This window comes from Streptomyces sp. PA03-5A (assembly GCF_033792725.1).
Lineage (GTDB): Bacteria > Actinomycetota > Actinomycetes > Streptomycetales > Streptomycetaceae > Actinacidiphila.
This window is the reverse complement of sequence record NZ_JARAVL010000019.1, coordinates 176979-193480: the sequence shown is the minus strand read 5'-3', so window position 1 is coordinate 193480 and position 16502 is coordinate 176979. Positions and strand designations below refer to the sequence as shown.

Below are 16502 nucleotides of genomic sequence, written 5' to 3'. Positions count from 1 at the left end.
AACGACGACCCCAAGCCCTTCGTCTGGACGAAAACCGCAGACGAAATCTTCGAACGCCTCGCCGGATATCTGAACCGAATCAACGACTCAGGACACTAGTCCTCCTCGCCGCTCAGGGAGCCCGCGGTGGTGAGGGTGGCGGTGTCCGGGGCCGGGGCCGGAGCCGGTGAGGCGGCCGGGTCAGGGGCGGCGGCCATGGCCGGGGTGGGGGCCGGGGGGACGGGCCGGGCTTCCGCGGTGCGCTTGGCGGTGGCGCGGGTGAGGGAGACCGTCGGGGGAGCGGGCGGCGGCGCGAGGGAACGGGCGAGGTCGCGGTCGAGGCGGCGCAGCTGGGACTGCATGTGGACGGTCAGGCGGGTGCGGTAGGCGTTCTCGAAGGTGCGCAGGTCCTCGACCTTGCGCTGCAGCGCGGTGCGGGCGGAGGCCAGGGTGGTCATCGCCTGACGGTGCTTCTCGCGAGCCTCGTGCTCGAGGGCCAGGGCCCGGTCGCGGGCGTCCCGGCGCAGGCTCTCGGCCTGTCCGAGGGCCTCGCCGACGATCTTGTGGGCCTCGGCGCGGGCCTCGGCGACGGCCTGCTCGGCGGTGCGTTCGGCCAGGGCGAGCAGGCGGGCCGTGCTGTCGACGGCGAACCCGGGCTGCCCGTCCGTGACCTCCTCGGCCTCGGCGGGCTCGGCGAGCCGCGCGGGCTCCGCCACCTCGGCGGCGGGGACGGGGACGCGTTCCGGCGCCGCCTGGGGTTCGGGTTCCGGCTCCGGCTCCGGTTCGGGTTCGGGCTCGGGTGCCGACGCCACCTCGAGTTCGGGCTCCTCGTGCTGCCGGTCGGCGGACTCGACGGCGGAGAGCGCGGCGCGCAGGTCCTGGTTGATCCGCAGCAGCCGGGTCAGCTCGGACTGCACCTCGTCCAGGAAGTCGTCGACCTCGCGCTCGTCGTAGGCCTCGCGGAGGCGGACGGTGGTGAACTGCATCCTGCGCACGTTCTCGGGGGTAATCGGCGTCTGTGCCATCTGCTCACCTCGAGGTCTTCGTCGACAAGTCCTGACCGCATCCGTCAACTCCAGCTTGGGCGGCGGGCCGGGCCGGGGCAGCCCGGGAACACCGCGTGGGGGCGGTGCGGGCGGTGTCACCTGCGCCGATCGTGGGACCCGGGCGAACGGCGTGGATGGCGCAACTACGGGCGGCGCAGTGGCAACTGTGATCATCCGCGTCGTCACCGCGTCCGCAGACAGCGTGGATTTCCCTCCGCGCCCGGCGAAAGGGCCGGACGGGTGAATACGGGCCCCCGGGGCCGGGGTACGGGATGCGCATGGAGATGCCGGGTGGGGGCGGAGGGGCGCGGTTCTTCCCCGTCGGGGTGGGCCGAACGGTGTACCAGGTGCCGCGTGGATCCGCCCGCGGCCGGGGTCGTTCCGCCGTCGCGATGACCGGCGGCCGGATCCGCGACGAACTGCGCGCCCTCGCGGCAGCCCCCGGCCCCTGACCAGCCCGCGCGAGCCCGGGACTAGGCTCGCGACGACGTCGTACCAGCTCGTGCCAGGTGCCGGGCGCCCGCACGGCCCGACCCACCAGCGAAGGGAATCCCATGACGCGGCCCGTCATCATCGGAAGCGAGCGCAGCGAGGTCGGCCTGCCGGCCGGGATGGACGTCCTGCGGCGCGGCGGGACGGCGGTGGACGCCGTGGAGGCGGCGATGCGCCGCTGCGAGGACAACCTCACCGACCACTACGTCGGCACCGGCGGGCTCCCCAACGCGCAGGGCGTCGTCGAGCTGGACGCGTCGGTGATGACGGGCTCGGACCGCAGGTTCGGCGCGGTCGGCGCGCTGCGCGGGTTCCCGAACCCGATCTCGGTGGCGCGCGCGGTGATGGAACGGCTGCCGCAGCACTGCCTGCTGGTGGGGGAGGGCGCGGCGCTGTTCGCGCGGGAGAACGGGTTCGAGGGCGCCGAACTGCTGACCGAGGAGTCCCGGGCCATGTGGCGCGAGCAGCTGCTGACCGCGGCCGAGGCGGTGGAGGGGGAGAACACCCCGGCCGTGGACGGTGACCACCGCTACCGGCGGGCGGCGCTGGAGCTGGTGCGGCGGATGGCGCCGCACGAGGGGCCGTGGGGGACGATCAACATCATCGCGCTGGACGCGCACGGCGAGATGTGCGTGGGCGTCTCGACCTCCGGTTACCCCTTCAAGTACCCGGGACGGGTGGGGGACTCCGCCGTCCCGGGGGCGGGCAACTGGTGCGACCTGCGCGGCGGCGGGGCGGCCTGCACCGGACGCGGCGAGCTGAGCCTGCGCGGCGGGACGGCGCGTACGGTGGTCGACCTGCTGGCGCTGGGCAAGGAGCCCGCCGACGCGTGCCGGGTCGCGCTGGAGGAGGCGGCCGGCCTGCCCGACGAGTACCGGTCCGAACTGCGGGCACTGGCGCTCACGCCGGACGGGCGGCACGGTGGCGCGGCCGGACAGGAGGGCAGCGTCTACGCCGTGATGACCGACGCCTCCACCGAGCCGGAGCTCCGCCCGCGCACGCTGCTCTGAGGGCCGTCCGGGCCTACGGCTGGGGCGCGATCAGTTCCCCGCTGGTCGCGTCCCGGATGGTGATGGCCTCCACCGGGCAGGACTCCGCGGCGTCGACCAGGAGCTCGTCCGGTTCGGCCGTCGGGTGCCTGGGGCAGGACTTGCGGTCGCGGAGCTCGAAATGCTCGGGGGCGATCCCGGCGCAGGAGCCGGTGCCGATGCAGGTCTTGCGGTCCACCTCGATCTGCCAGGTCATGATGCGTGTCCTCCGGTGTCGTCAGGTCCGGTCCCAGATGACCGGCATCCGCTCGGGCCCGCGCAGGGCGACGCCGGACTTCCACACGACGCTCTCGTCCGGTCCGGCGAGGCGCAGTCCGGGCAGCCGGTCGAGCAGGGTGCGCAGGGCCACCTGCAGCTCCATACGGGCCAGTTGGGCGCCCAGGCAGTGGTGAGGTCCGTGCCCGAACCCGACGTGGGAGGCCTCCTGGCGCAGCACGTCGAGCCGGTCGGGGTCGGTGTACACCGTTTCGTCGCGGTTGGCCGACACGGGGCAGACGACCACCGCGTCCCCGGCGCGTACGGTGCCGCCGCTGAGCTCGACGTCGTCCAGCGCGTAGCGGGGCATGCCCGCGCCGTTGCCCAGGGGGACGTAGCGCATGAGCTCCTCGACGGCGCCGGGGACCAGACCGGGGTCGGCGCGCAGTGCCGCGAGCTGCCCGGGGTGGGTGAGCAGCGTGTAGACGAAGTTGGGGATCTGCGAGGCGGTGGTCTCGTGGCCCGCGACCAGCAGGGAGATCGCCAGGACCTGCAGTTCCCGTTCCGACAGCCGCTCGTCGTTGTCGCGGGCGTCGACGAGGGCGCCGAGGAGGTCGTCGTGCGGCGCGGCGCGGCGTTCGGCGATCAGGCCGGCCATGTAGGCCATCAGGGCGTCGGTGCAGTCCTGGACCTCCCGCGGGGTGTACTTGGTGGTGGACAGCAACGCGTCGGACCAGGTGCGGAAGTCGGCCCGGTCGCCGAGGGGGACGCCGAGCAGTTCGCAGATGACGGTGACCGGCAGCGGCAGGGCGAAGTCCGCCACGAGGTCGGCCGGCGCGCCGTGCGCGACCATGCCGTCGGCCAGTTCGGCCGCGATCTGCTCGGTACGGGGCCGCAGGCGTTCGATGTGCCGGGCGGTGAAGGCCTTGGCCACGATCCGCCGCAGCCGGGTGTGGTCCGGGGGGTCGAGGTCCAGGATGCTGCCCTCCAGGCCCCGGTGCGGCCGCAGGCGCGGCTCGTCGCGGTGGACGGCCTCGGCCCGGCTGAACCGGGGGTCGCCCAGGACGGTCCTGACGTCCTCGTACCGGGTGACCAGCCAGGCGGCCTCCCCGTAGGGGAACCGGACCCGGCACAGCGGCTCGTCCTTGCGCAGTTCGGCGAAGGCCGGGTCGACGGTCAGGCGGTCGGCTTCGGTGAAGGGGTAGTTCCGGGGCTCGGTCGCGGCCATGGCGCATGCCTCCAGTGAGCTCGGGGAGTCGGGTCCGGTCCTCACGACGGTCCGCGGGGACGCCGGGGCGCGGCGGGCCGGTCGGCGAGGGCGGGGCGCAGAAGGTGGCACAGGTCGTCGGCGAGGAGTTCCAGCGGGTCGTCGGTGTCGACCGGCAGGCCGCCGGCGATCCAGGCGGTGAGGAACGACCCGGTCTGGAGCACCGCCATCAGGGCCCGCTGCCGTGCCTGCGCGGGGGTGACGCCCTGCCAGCGCCGGGGCGGGGCCGTGAGCAGGGTGACGTAGCGTTCGTGCGCCGCCAGGTAGCGGTCGCGGGCGCTGCCGTCGTCACCGGCCGCGGACGGGGTGGCGGCCAGCAGTACGCGGATGGTCGGCGCGAGCGCCCGCCAGCTCGCCGCCGCGTGCTCCAGCCAGTCGCGGACGCCGGAGCGGGTCCATTCCGGGACGGCGGCCAGCTCGGCGTACAGGCCGTCGGTGACCTGGTACACCCGGTCCGTCAGGGCGGCGATGACCTCCGCCTTGCCGCGGAAGTGCGCGTACACCGTGGCCCGGGTGACCCCGGCCGCGCGGGCGATGTCCTCCATGGTGGCGGCGACGAACGACTTGGCGGCGAAGACCTCGACCGCCCCGTCCAGGACCCGGTTGTGGGTCAGGTGCCGCTGCTGCGCGCGCAGGCTCACCCGCGGTGCGCCCACCGCGGTCGCGGATCCGGCATCCGCCGGCCGGCGACGTTCCATGAGGAAAGTCTACAAAACGACATCAATCTGTACATTTTGTGTACGGCGGCGGTGGGCCCGCCGGGGCCGGTCAGCCGTGGTTGCGGGGGTGGGCGCGGGCGGTGCGCTCGTTGCCCCGTTTGTAGTTGCCGGTCCAGCGGGCCATCACCAGCTGGGCGTCACCGCGCTCCACTTCCTCCAGGAAGCGCTCCGCCCGCTCCCCGCGCAGCACGGCGGCCGTGTGCGCGCCGTGGGTGACGACCACGGTGCCGTCGCCGCGCCGGCGGTAGGAGAATCCGTGAGGTCGGGGCATGGCGGTGAGCGTAGGGCCGGGCCGCGTCCGCGCGACAGCGATTTACGGGGCGTCGCGGGTCACGACGTGCGGCGAGCGCAGGGCCAGCGCGGCGATGTCGTCCTCCAGCCGCCCGCCGCTGTAGTGCACCAGTTCCCGGTGCAGCCGGTCCAGCAGTTCGCGGGGCGTTGCCGGGCTCTGGCGCCGCAGCCAGTCCGGCAGCGCGAAGAACGCCCCGGCGCGGTCGCGGGTCTCGGTGACGCCGTCGGTGTAGAGCAGCAGCTGGTCGCCGGCGGTGAAGGCGTGGGTGTCCACGACGTACGTGTCCCCGATGAGCTCGGCGAGGTTCAGGGGTGGGGAGGCGGCGGTCGGCTCCAGCACCCGGATGCGGCCGGCGTGCATGAGGATCGGCGGCGGATGCCCGCAGTTGAGCAGTCGCAGGCGGCCGCCGCCGTGCGGGATCTCGGCGATCACGGCGGTGGCGAAGCGCTCCGGCAGGTCCGGGCCGGGATAGCCGGAGCTGTGGCGGATGATGCTGGTCTCCAGACGGCGGACGATGCCCCGCAGGTCAGGCTCGTCGTGCGCCGCCTCGCGGAAGCAGCCGCTGAGCGCGGAGGCCGCGCCTACGGCGGACAGCCCCTTGCCGCGCACGTCGCCGATGAGCAGCCGCACCCCGTGGGACGTGTCGGCCACCTCGTAGAAGTCGCCGCCGATGCGCGCCTGCTCCTGTGCCGCCAGGTACAGCGACTCGATCTCCAGGCCCTGGATGCGCCGCGGCAGCGGCCGCAGCAGTACCGTCTGCGCCGCGTCGGCGACCATCCGGGCGTGGAAGAGCGCCTCCTCGCGCTGGATCCGCACGTGGCTGGCGTACGCCGCCGCCAGGGTGACCGCGACGATCGCGGCCCCGGTGTACGGGGTGCCCAGGTCGGTGTAGACGAAGCTCAGGCCCACCATGACCAGCAGGCAGAACGCGCCCAGCAGCACGGTCGGCAGCACCGGCCACATCGCGGCTGCCAGGGCGGGCGCGACGGGCAGCAGGCGGCTGATCGCGATCTCGCGCGGGGTGGCGAACGCCAGGGCGGCGATGAGCACGGTCAGGATCACCGGGGACAGCCAGGGAGCCTCCCAGCGGCCGTCGAGGCGGGCGCGTCGGCGCCGCGGCCATCCGGACATGATCACGAAGCGCATCATACCGGGGCAAAAGAGAAGGAAGGTCGACCTTCCGGCCGGACGGACCAGCCGACCACCCCGGAGCGAGGCCCGGGGTGGTCGGAGGTCGTCAGGGGCGGCCTGGCGGTGGCGGCCCGTGTCAGTCCTGGCCGCGGCGACCCGGCAGGACCTGGATCGTGTCGCCGACGGCGCGCTCACCGGTCGCGTCGGAGGGGACGTTGACCAGGGCGCCCTCGACCACCATCGCCGACGAGCCGCCGCCGTCCAGGTTGAGGGCCTGCACCGCGCCCAGGGACCGCATGAACCGCGCCGCCTCGCCGAGGGTGAAGCCCTCGCTCACCCCGGGCTGCCGCCCGTCCACGGTGACCAGCAGCAGACGGCCCCGCCTGTCGATGCCGGCCATCGTCCGCGGCTGGCGGACGTTGGACCACGCGAAACCGAACGACAGGTCCAGCGGGTCCAGGGTGCCCTCGGTGGCCGCGTCGATGTGGACGCGACCGTCCTCCACCAGGGTGGGCGCCGCGCTCACGATGCTGTCGCCGGGACCGAGCTTGACCTGACGCCCCTCGGCGTCCCGGACGATCTCCCGCACGACCAGCCGCTTGCCGGTCCGCGCGTGCCCGGTCAGCCACGTCGCCGCCGCGCCGGTGCCCTGCAGCACCGTGCCGCGCTCGGGGACGGAGCCGCCGCGGGCGCCGGTGGAGAGCACCGTCCCGTGCGCGTCGAGCACCACCTGCACACCGCTGCCCGTGGGCAGCGGTGTGCGGAAGGCGGGGGTGAACTCCACCAGGTCGTCGGCCAGGGTGCAGGTCGTGTCGTGGCGGGGCTGCTCGGTCGGGACGCCGCCGGGGCGGCCGCAGTTGCGGACCTTGCCCGGCACGCGGTTGATGCCCTGCACCGCGTACCGGGCGGACCCGGCCCGCACGGTGACCGTGGTGGACAGGTCCGCGATCCGCGGCCGCCGCCCGCCGTCGCCGAGGACGAGCGCCGCACGCGAGCCGACCGCCATCGACTCCAGCCGGCCGTCCACCGCGGACAGACCCGCGACGGTGCCCTGGACGCCGTCGGCGTCCGAAGTGATGAAGAAGCCGCCGTTCACCCCGAGCAGCGACCCCAGCCGGCCGGCGACCGCCGAGGTCTTCTCCCGGTCGGCGACGTTGCCGCCGTCGCTCACCTCGACCGACCCGCGCAGCCGCGCCGGGTCCACCACGGCCACGTGGATGCGCTCGCCGTCGGCGGCCTGCCGTCCGTCGTAACCGGTCCACTCCGTCGACGTACGGAAACCGGCGGCCACGACCGCCGCGTTCGCCGGGCCCGCCTCGGCCTGCGTGGCGTACCGGCCGACCCGGACCTGCCAGCCCATCACGCCGCGCGGGGTGTCGGCGTAGGTGTCCCACTCCACCGCCTCAAGCCGCGGCTCGAACCCGGCCTCCCGCAGCCGCGCGGCGGTCGCGTCGGCCCAGGCGCGGTCACCCAGCGGAGCCCACGTGGCGGCGCCCGTCAGCCGGTTGACGGCGGGGGCCTGCACGGTCACCGTCCACACCCCGGCGGCCGCGGGGTCCCGCAGCTCGCCGCTGCGGACCTGCAGACCCGGCGCCACCTGCTGCGTCGTCCACACGACCCCGTGCGCACCGGAGGCGGCGGGCGACTGCGCCCCCGCGACGGCCGGCGGGACGACGGCGACCATGGTGAGGGCTGCGGCGAACACCGCCCCCCTCCGCGCGGCCTGCCCCACCCGGCGCGCCCTGTCGCGCGGTTCGGCGGCTGTGACGGACATTCGCTCTCCTGACGTTCGTTTCCACCGGGCGCCGCCTGGCGCCGCCCGGTCCTTGATCGCCATCCCAGACGCGCACGGGGACGGGCAGCCCACGCGGCGGCGGCCCCCCGGGGAACCCTCGGTGACAACCGGGCGCGACCATGGCGAAGTTGCGTGCGGCCGTGCCGCCGGACCCACCCCGGTCGCGGCGGCGGCGCGAGGGCCAGGTAAGAACATGGCGTGACCTTCGTACCCTCCGTCCCCCGGCGGCCCTGATGCCCTCGCTCGACCCGGCGCAGTGGGCCGTGGCGCTGCTCGCCCTCTTCCTCGTCGGCTACTCCAAGACCGGGGTGTCCGGGGCCGGGACGGTGGGGGTGGCGCTGTTCGCGCTGGTGCTGCCGGCCAAGCTGTCCACCGGCGTGCTGCTGCCGCTGCTCCTGGTCGGCGACGTGGTGGCCGTGGCCGCCTACCGCCGGCACGCCGACTGGGGGCGGCTGGTGCGGCTCTTCCCGTGGGTGGTGGTCGGGGTGCTGCTGGGCGCGGTGGTCGTCGACCGGATCGACGACGCACGGATGCGGGAACTCATCGGCGCGCTGCTGCTGCTGATGCTCGCCGTCCACTGGTGGAGCCGGCGCCGGGGTCCGGAGGACTCGGTCGCCCAGCACAGGGCCGTCGCCGCGGGCGCCGGGATCCTCGCGGGCTTCGCCACGATGACGGCCAACGCGGCGGGCCCCATCATGGCGCTGTACTTCCTGGCCGTGGGGCTGCCGATGCTGGGCTTCCTCGGCACCAGCGCCTGGTTCTTCCTGCTGCTCAACGCCTTCAAGGTGCCCTTCAGCGTGGCCCTGGGGCTGATCACGCCCGACACGCTGGCCTTCGGTGCGATGGCCGCCCCGGCGGTGCTGGCGGGGGCCGCCGCCGGCCGCGCGACCATCAGCCGCATCAGCCCGAAGGTCTTCGAGCGCGTCACCGTCGCCCTGACCCTCCTCGCGGCGGTACGGCTCGTCACCCTCTGAGCGGTCCGCGTGGCGGGAACGGGGCGTGGCGGCTCAGGTGACGATCGCGGTGATGAGCCGCCGGCAGCGCTCCGCCATCGCCTGCGCGGACTCGCCGGGGTGGTGGATCCACCAGGTGACCAGGGTGCTGACGGTGCCGGTCCACAGGTGCTTGAGCGCGTCGGAGTCCAGCGGGTCCCCGATCCCGCGGGCGGCGAGGAACTCCGCGCTGCCCGCGGCCGCCAGCCCGTCGATGGCGGTGCGGTGGCGCTCGGCCGCCGCGCGCAGCGGACCCGTGGCGGGCAACGTCCGGTCGTAGAGCACGAACCAGGCGTGGCGCTGCCCCTCCAGCGTGGTGAAGATCGCGCGCAGCACGGACAACGGCGTCCCCAGCGAGGTGACGCCCGGGACCAGCGCGTCGGTCAGCGCGCGCGTCAGCGAACCGGCGACCCGCTCCAAGGCCGCGGCGTACAGCGCGTCCTTGGACCCGAAGTACTGGTACAGCAGGGGCTTGGTGACCCCGACCCGCTCGGCGATGGCCGCCATCGACGCACCGCCGTAGCCACGGCGGCCGAACTCCTCGACGGCCGCGCTCAGCAGTTGCTCCTCGCGCTCGGCGCGGGGCACGCCCTTGGTCCCGGCGGTACGGGTTCGCGCGCTCGTCACGCCCGTGATTGTAGGCAGTGAACTGACCGCGAGGTCAGTTCACCCCTCCCCAAGGATGTGACCCAGTGGTAATTTACCCATCGGTCATATCAAGGTGAGGCGAAGGGCGGGACACGCATGACGCGCACGGGCACACGGTCGTGGTGGGGATGGGGCACCGTCGAGGACGCGGTGCGGGGCGCCGAACGTACGGCGCTGACCGGCCGGGTGGCAGGACTGCTCCCGGACGCCGACCTCACCGTCCACCTCCCTCCGGACGTCGCCTCCCTCGCCCTGCCGCCGGTACGGGTCAAGGCCCCGCCGTCGCTGGCCCACCTGTGCTCCGACACCCCGCACGACCGCGCCGCGCACACCCACGGCAAGGCCTTCCGGGACGTCGTCCGCAACCTCCACGGCGACCTGCGCCACGCCCCCGACCTCGTCGCCCGTCCCCGTACCGAGCAGGACGTCGTCGACCTCCTCGACTGGTGCTCCCGCGAGGGGATCGCCGTCATCCCCTTCGGCGGCGGCAGCTCCGTCGTCGGCGGGGTGGAACCCCGCCTCCCCGACGGACGCCCGGCGCTGACGCTCGACATGGAGCGCCTCGACCGCGTCCTGGAGACCGACCCCGTGAGCCGGTCGGCCCGCATCCAGGCCGGCGTGCTCGGCCCGCACCTGGAGGACCAGTTGCGGCCCTCCGGCCTGACGCTGCGCCACTTCCCGCAGTCGTTCGAGTTCTCCACCCTCGGGGGCTGGCTGGCCACCCGGGCGGGCGGCCACTACGCCACCCTCTACACCCACATCGACGACCTGACGCAGGCGCTGCGCGTCGTGACCCCGTCCGGAACCGGCGAGTCGAGGCGACTGCCCACCTCGGGCGCGGGGCCGTCGCCCGACCGGATGTTCCTCGGTTCCGAGGGAACCCTCGGGATCATCACCGAGGCCTGGATGCGCCTTCAGCGACGCCCCCGGTGGCGGGCGAACGCCTCCGTCCACTTCGCCGACTTCACGGCCGCCGTCACCGCCACCCGCGCCCTGGCCCAGTCCGGGCTCCACCCGTCGAACTGCCGCCTGCTGGACCCCGCCGAGGCACTCGTCAACGCGGGCGTCACCACGGGCGGCAGCGTCCTGATCCTGGCCTTCGAGTCCGCCGACCACCCGTTGGGACCCTGGATGGACCGGGCCCTGGAACTGTGCCGCGACCACGGCGGCCACGTGCCCGAGCCGGCCCGCCACACCGACACCGGCGCGGGCGGCGACGCGGGCGGGGACGGGGGCGCCATGACCGACCGGTCCTGGCGCTCGTCCTTCCTCCGCATGCCCTACCAGCGCGACGCCCTGGCCCAGCAGTCCCTGGTCGTGGAGACCTTCGAGACCGCCTGCACCTGGGACCGGTTCGAGGAACTCCACGCGGCGGTCACCCACGCCGCGAACGAGGCGATCCGCACCACCTGCGGCACCGGAGTGGTCACCTGCCGGTTCAGCCACGTCCACCCCGACGGGCCCGCCCCCTACTTCGGCATCTACGCCGCGGGCCGCTGGGGCAGCACGGTCGCCCAGTGGGACGACATCAAGTCCGCCGTCTCCCAGGCCATCGCCGACCACGGCGGCACGATCACCCACCACCACGCCGTCGGCCGCGACCACCGCCCCTGGTACGACACCCAGCGCCCCGACCCCTTCGCCGCCGCCCTCAGCGCCGCCAAGTCCGCCCTGGACCCGGCGGGCATCCTCAACCCGGGCGTCCTGCTGCCCGCGCGCTGACAGCGGCGGTGCTCGGGCGCCGTGTCCGGTCGGCCGGTGGGGAGCGGGTTCACCCACCCCCTGTGGCTCACCCCGTAGGCGCCCTCCCGCGCGCGGTCGGAGCCGTCAACGCCCGATCGGCTCGGGCGGCGCCGCCGGGGCCGGATCGGCGGGCGTGGCGGCCGGGCGGCCGTGGGGGAGGCGGCGTACGGCCGCGGAGGTCATCGGGGCCAGGGCCGCGGCGGCGTACACGACTCCGGCGGCCGCGGCGACCCGGAACCCCCCGATGCGGTCGGCGAGCGGCCCCACGCTGAGCTGGCCGATGGGAATGGCGACGTAGGACAGCAGGTCGTCGAAGGACGACACACGCGACAAGGTGTCGGACGGAACGTGCTCCTGGAGGGAGGTGTCCCAGCCGACGCCCGCGACCGACGAGCCCAGCCCGGCGGTGAAGGCGGCGGCGATCAGCCACGGGGCACCCAGGTGCGCACCGAGCGCGAGCAGGGGCAGCGCGCCGAGCACACCCGCCAGCACACCCAGCCGCAGCAGGTGACGGGCCGCCAGCCGGTACATCAGCGTGCTCATCACCAGCAGTCCGGCGCCGCGCGCGCTGAGCACGAAGCCCCAGGCGGCCTCGTCGGCGAGCTGCCGGGTGAGCACCGGGCCCAGGATCTGCCAGGTGCCGACCTGCACCAGGTTGACCACGCAGAAGCACAGCGACACCGTCCACACCCAGCGGATCCGGCGGTACGCGGCCCAGCCCTCGCGGATGTCGGCGAGCAGACCCGAGGGGCGACGTGCGGCGGTGGGGGCGGTGAGGGACGACAGGCGGGTGAGGCACCCGGCGGCGAGGAGGTAGGTCAGCGCGTCGAAGGCGATGGCCGGTCCGCCGCCGACGGACGCCGCCAGGACGCCGGACAGGCTCGGCCCGAGGATCTTCGTGGCGTTGCGCACCGAGCCCAGCAGCGCGTTCGCCTGCCGGATCCGGTCCCCGGGGACGAGTTCGGGCACGATGCCGCGCAGCGCGGGCGTGGTGAAGGCGGCGAGGACGCCGTTGAGGAACCCCAGGGCGGCCACCGGAAACAGGGCGTACCGCCCGGTCAGCAGCAGCACGGCGACCGCGCCCTGGGTGACGGCCGAACCGAGGTTCGCCGCCACCAGCACCGTGCGGCGCGGCAGACGGTCGGCCGTGGCGCCCCCGACGAGCAGGAACACCAGCAGCGGCACCATGTACGCGGTGAGGACGACACCGAGGTCGCCGAGGCCGGCCGAGGCGTCGAGGACCGCGAACGCCAGGGCGACCGGGGCCATCGCGGTGCCGAGCAGGGACACCGTCTGGGCGGTGAGGAACCAGCGGAAGTCCCGGTACGGCGGAAGGGATGCGAGCACGGGCGGAGTCTGCTGGACGCGCCGGGCGGGGCACTATCGTTTCGGCGGGAGGCGAAAGATGACCTTGTTGCGGCTGAGTCCGCTGGCCCTGTCGCGGTCCCGGTTCGCCCTGTCGCCGCTGGCCGAGACCCTGGCGTCGCTGCTCGTGCTGGGCGCCGGGTACTGCGACCCCTGGCTGGCCTCCTGGTACGACCGCCACCATGGCGTGTTCCGGGCCGCGCTCGACACCGACCCCTTCGCGAAGGGCCTGGTGCGGCTGCTGGGGTCCACGAAGTGGATGCCGGCGCACATCGTCCTGCCGCCGGCGGGAGGCATGCGGACCACGATCGAGGCCGAACTGGCCGAGGTGGCCCGGGTGCCCGACGCGCAGGTGCGCGCCGAACTGGAGCAGTCGGTGGCGCACAGCTGGAAGGAGCACGACCTCGGCTGGCTGACCGGACGCGACTGGGCCGCCAGGACCGCCGAGCTCTTCCGGCGCACCTGGACCGCGCACGTCGCTCCCGACTGGCCGCGCCGCCGTGCCCTGCTGGAGCGGGACGTCACCTACCGGGCAGGGCTGCTGGCCGCCTACGGCTGGCCCCGCGCCCTGGAACACATGAGCCGGCACAGCGCCTGGGTCGGCGCGGACGCGATCCGCTTCAGCCACCGGGGCTCACCGGACCGGGTCGTCGGCGACGAGGGGATGCTGTTCGTACCGGTCGCCGCCGTGTCCCGGGGCACGTGGCTGTGCGAGGCGCCGCCGGCGTCGTACGCGCTGGTCTACCCGGCCCGCGGAGCCGCCGCGGCCGGGGGACGCGCGGAACCCGGGCCCGCTCTGGGACGGCTGATCGGCACCGGCCGCGCGGCGATCCTCCACGAACTGGAGCGCCCCGCCACCACCAGCGAACTCGCCGCCCACCTCGGCCTGTCCCTCGGCACCGTCGGCGGCCACCTGGCGGTGCTGCGGGATGCCGGACTGGTCACCGGCACCCGTGTCGACCGGCGCGTGGTCTACCGGCGCACCGCCTCCGGGGACCTCCTCGCCGGAGGTGCGGACGGCTGAACGAGACACTCCCCAGGCCACGGGGGGAGACCTGGGGAGTGTGCGGAGATCATCGTCCCTCGAACGGCTGTACGTCAAGTCAGCGGCGCCGACGGGTGGTTGGTCCGGGTCTCCCGAACGTCGTCGTCTCCCGAACGTCGTCCGAGGCGAGGGCGGTGATCACCGGACCGGGCAGGGTTGGTACGGTCCAGGCTGCCGGGGGACGGCAACGACGGGTGCCTGGAGGGGAGACGCGGCCATGCGGGGCGCAGGCGTACCGGAGGAAGAGCTCGAGGCGTACGCACGGGTGCTGGGGGAGGTCTCGGGGACGGGCCGGCGGCTGCGGCGGGACGAGCTGGACGCGCTCCGCACCTGCGGCGAGCGCGCGGGCGGCCGGGGGTACGGGCTGCGCGACCTCGTCGGCACCTATCTGACGGCGACCCGCGACGCGTGGGGCTCGCTGCGGGGCGTGGCTGCCGCCGACACCGCCACCGAGGTGCAGCGGGCCGGCGAGGCGGTGCTGACCGCCCTCGACGCCGCGGTGGTCGCGCTCGGCGAGGGCCACGAACGCGCCCAGCGGCTCCTGGTCCGCCAGGAGGAGGCGGCCCGAAGGGAGTTCGTCGACGACCTGCTGTACGGGCGCAGCGACCCGGGACGGCTCGCTGAGCGCGCCGAGCGGTTCGGGCTGCGGCTGGGCCGCGGGCACGCGGTGGCGGTGGCGCGCGGCGTGGACGCGTACGAGGACGGCCAGCCCGCGGTGCGGCGCATCGAGCGGGAACTGGCGGGCCGCTTCGGCGACCGCGACGTCCTGGTGGCCGGGAAGGACGGCCGGCTGGTGTGCATCGCCCCCGGCAGTGAGCGTGCCGTCTTCGAGGCGTTCGCCGACACGGCGCTGCGCCCCGGGCCCGGGTACGGGGCGGCCCGCCGGGTGGCGTTCGGCCGCACCCACTCCGGCACGAGCGGCATCGTGCGCAGCTACGAGGAGGCCCTCGGGGCACTGGACGTCGCCGACCGGCTGCGCCTGCATCCCCCCGTGCTGCGCGCCGAGGAACTGCTGGTCTTCCCCGTGCTGATGCGGGACCGGGCCGCCATGGCCGACCTCGTCCGCACCGTGCTGGGGCCGCTGGAGCAGGCCCGGGGCGGGGCCGGACCGCTGCTGGAGACGATCACCGCGCACGCGGAGGCCGGGCACGTCAACGCGGAAGCGGCGCGTCGACTGGGCCTCGGGGTGCGGACGTTCACGTACCGCCTGGAGCGGATCAAGGTGCTGACCGGCTACGACCCGGGCGATCCGCTGCACCGCTACACCCTGGAGACCGCGGCGATGGGTGCCCGGCTGCTCGGATGGCCCGACCAACCGCTCTAGCGCGGGAGGTTGCTCCGTCAACAGGCCGTCAACAAGGCGTCAAGACTGCCGGGAACCGGCAATGTGTACCGGCCACCTGCCCTGCCAGCATCGTCACGGCGCCGGGAACGGAGCCAGTGCACGAAGCGGGAGAGGGCGGGGATGCCCGTCCTGTTCGGCTTCGCGCTCGTGGGCCATCAGGGACCGGGGGAGCGTCCCGATCGGTGGCTTGGACGTCGACGCCCTCGACGGGGGACACGGGGGTTCGGGGGAGAGGGTGTCGACGCCCACCACGGCGACCACGAGGACACGGGTCTTCGGCGACCCGTCGCCGTCGCCCGCTGTTCAGACCCGCATACGGGCGGAGGCGCCGGGCCGGGTGTAGGCCTGCCGCGGGGCGAGCGCGTCGTGGCCGCCGGCGCAGACGACGACCGCCTCGACGGGCTCGTCGCAGTCGCGGTGGCGGACCTCCAGGGGCGGGCCCTCCGGGTCGGCGGTGTAGCGGTCGCCCCACTGCTTGAGGGCGATCATCGCGGGCCACAGGTCCCAGCCCTTGGACGTGAGCCGGTACTCGTTGCGGGTACGGCTGCCCGGTTCGCGGTACGGGACGGTGTCGAGGATCCCCGCGGCGACCAGCTTGCGCAGCCGGTCCGCCAGCACCGCCTCGGACAGCCCCATGTGACGGCGGAAGTCGTCGAAGCGGCGCACCCCGTTCATGGCGTCTCGCAGCACCAGCAGCGACCACTTCTCGCCGACGAGGTCGAGGGTGCGCTGCACCGTGCAGTTCTCGGTACCGGTCTCCAGCCAGGTCATGCGGTCATCGTAGGCTGGCTTCGGCATTGACATCCAGAGCTGCGGCTGGCTAACTTCGGATGTCGAAGTCAGTAGGTCAGGGAGGACACGTCCAATGGCGAGGTCGCGTACGTTCGAATGGGGGGACCCCAAGGTCTCCGCGGCCGCGGTCGGCCGCACGAGCGGTCTGGAGTTCCTCCGCGACGTGCTGGCCGGACGCCTTCCCGCACCGCCCATCGCCTCGACCCTCGGATTCACCCTGGAGGAGGTCCAGGAAGGCCGCGCGGTCTTCGCCATGGAACCGGGGGAGGAGCACTACAACCCCATCGGCAGCGTCCACGGCGGCGTCTACGCCACCCTCCTCGACTCGGCCGCCGGCTGCGCCGTGCAGTCCGTGCTCCCGGAGGGCATGGGCTACACCTCGCTCGACCTGAACCTGAAGTTCCTGCGCCCGATCACCGTCGACACCGGCAAGGTCCGCGCCGTCGGCACCGTCCTCAACCAGGGCCGCCGCACCGCCCTCGCCCAGGCCGAGCTGTTCGACGCGACGGACCGTCTGCTCGCCCACGCCACGAGCAGCTGCATGCTCTTCCCCGTCCCCGCGCGCTGAGCGGTACGCGGGCCGGGAACGGCGGGCGTCGCCCTGCCG

At 74.4% G+C, this 16502-nt stretch carries 16 protein-coding genes; 6 read left to right on the top strand and 10 right to left on the bottom strand.

Going from position 1 to position 16502, the window contains the following annotated elements:
• Positions 1-95: 95 nt before the first annotated feature.
• Positions 96-1004 carry a DivIVA domain-containing protein gene (locus PV410_RS24495; protein WP_500327690.1) on the bottom strand — a complete coding sequence of 303 codons (909 nt, stop codon included), beginning with the start codon at positions 1002-1004 and terminating at the stop codon, positions 96-98.
• 575 nt (positions 1005-1579) lie between these two features.
• Between PV410_RS24495 and PV410_RS24490 the strand changes: the two genes are divergently transcribed.
• Positions 1580-2527, top strand: coding sequence for a glycosylasparaginase (locus PV410_RS24490; RefSeq protein ID WP_500327689.1), 948 nt, complete (start codon positions 1580-1582; stop codon positions 2525-2527).
• Positions 2528-2540: 13 nt separating this feature from the next.
• Here the strand turns inward: PV410_RS24490 and PV410_RS24485 are convergent, their stop codons facing one another.
• The 6 genes from PV410_RS24485 to PV410_RS24460 form a co-directional block, all read right to left on the bottom strand.
• The gene (locus tag PV410_RS24485; protein ID WP_500327687.1) at positions 2541-2762 is read right to left on the bottom strand and encodes a ferredoxin; all 222 of its coding nucleotides are present in this window, start codon (positions 2760-2762) and stop codon (positions 2541-2543) included.
• Positions 2763-2783: 21 nt separating this feature from the next.
• Positions 2784-3989, bottom strand: a complete 1206-nt coding sequence (locus PV410_RS24480; protein WP_500327686.1) for a cytochrome P450 — start codon at positions 3987-3989, stop codon at positions 2784-2786.
• Between the two features lie 41 nt (positions 3990-4030).
• The gene (locus PV410_RS24475; protein WP_500327685.1) at positions 4031-4726 is read right to left on the bottom strand and encodes a TetR/AcrR family transcriptional regulator; all 696 of its coding nucleotides are present in this window, start codon (positions 4724-4726) and stop codon (positions 4031-4033) included.
• 70 nt (positions 4727-4796) lie between these two features.
• Positions 4797-5018: a hypothetical protein gene (locus PV410_RS24470; RefSeq protein ID WP_500327684.1), complete on the bottom strand. Its 222-nt coding sequence runs from the start codon at positions 5016-5018 to the stop codon at positions 4797-4799.
• A 42-nt stretch (positions 5019-5060) separates the two neighbouring features.
• Positions 5061-6176 carry a PP2C family protein-serine/threonine phosphatase gene (locus PV410_RS24465; RefSeq protein WP_500327682.1) on the bottom strand — a complete coding sequence of 372 codons (1116 nt, stop codon included), beginning with the start codon at positions 6174-6176 and terminating at the stop codon, positions 5061-5063.
• Positions 6177-6306: 130 nt separating this feature from the next.
• Positions 6307-7944 (bottom strand): phosphodiester glycosidase family protein, encoded by a 1638-nt coding sequence (locus PV410_RS24460; protein ID WP_500327681.1) that lies wholly within the window; start codon positions 7942-7944, stop codon positions 6307-6309.
• Positions 7945-8198: 254 nt separating this feature from the next.
• On the opposite strand from PV410_RS24460, the gene PV410_RS24455 reads away from it, so the two are divergent.
• On the top strand, positions 8199-8939 hold the full coding sequence (locus PV410_RS24455) for a TSUP family transporter (RefSeq protein WP_500327679.1): 741 nt from the start codon (positions 8199-8201) through the stop codon (positions 8937-8939).
• Positions 8940-8972: 33 nt separating this feature from the next.
• Here the strand turns inward: PV410_RS24455 and PV410_RS24450 are convergent, their stop codons facing one another.
• Complete coding sequence (locus tag PV410_RS24450; protein ID WP_500327677.1) at positions 8973-9584, bottom strand: TetR/AcrR family transcriptional regulator; 612 nt, start codon at positions 9582-9584, stop codon at positions 8973-8975.
• Positions 9585-9701: 117 nt separating this feature from the next.
• Between PV410_RS24450 and PV410_RS24445 the strand changes: the two genes are divergently transcribed.
• Positions 9702-11327 carry an FAD-binding oxidoreductase gene (locus PV410_RS24445; RefSeq protein ID WP_500327675.1) on the top strand — a complete coding sequence of 542 codons (1626 nt, stop codon included), beginning with the start codon at positions 9702-9704 and terminating at the stop codon, positions 11325-11327.
• A 105-nt stretch (positions 11328-11432) separates the two neighbouring features.
• Here the strand turns inward: PV410_RS24445 and PV410_RS24440 are convergent, their stop codons facing one another.
• Positions 11433-12695, bottom strand: a complete 1263-nt coding sequence (locus PV410_RS24440) for an MFS transporter (RefSeq protein WP_500327674.1) — start codon at positions 12693-12695, stop codon at positions 11433-11435.
• 58 nt (positions 12696-12753) lie between these two features.
• On the opposite strand from PV410_RS24440, the gene PV410_RS24435 reads away from it, so the two are divergent.
• Together PV410_RS24435 and PV410_RS24430 are read left to right on the top strand one after the other, a co-directional pair.
• On the top strand, positions 12754-13737 hold the full coding sequence (locus PV410_RS24435) for a helix-turn-helix domain-containing protein (RefSeq protein WP_500327672.1): 984 nt from the start codon (positions 12754-12756) through the stop codon (positions 13735-13737).
• A gap of 238 nt (positions 13738-13975) precedes the next feature.
• Positions 13976-15082, top strand: a complete 1107-nt coding sequence (locus PV410_RS24430; RefSeq protein ID WP_500327670.1) for a PucR family transcriptional regulator — start codon at positions 13976-13978, stop codon at positions 15080-15082.
• Between the two features lie 324 nt (positions 15083-15406).
• Here the strand turns inward: PV410_RS24430 and PV410_RS24425 are convergent, their stop codons facing one another.
• Positions 15407-15874, bottom strand: coding sequence for a winged helix-turn-helix transcriptional regulator (locus tag PV410_RS24425; protein ID WP_500327669.1), 468 nt, complete (start codon positions 15872-15874; stop codon positions 15407-15409).
• A 94-nt stretch (positions 15875-15968) separates the two neighbouring features.
• Here PV410_RS24425 and PV410_RS24420 point away from each other — a divergent pair, with 94 nt between their 5' ends.
• Complete coding sequence (locus tag PV410_RS24420) at positions 15969-16463, top strand: PaaI family thioesterase (RefSeq protein ID WP_500327668.1); 495 nt, start codon at positions 15969-15971, stop codon at positions 16461-16463.
• The last annotated feature ends 39 nt before the right edge of the window (positions 16464-16502 follow it).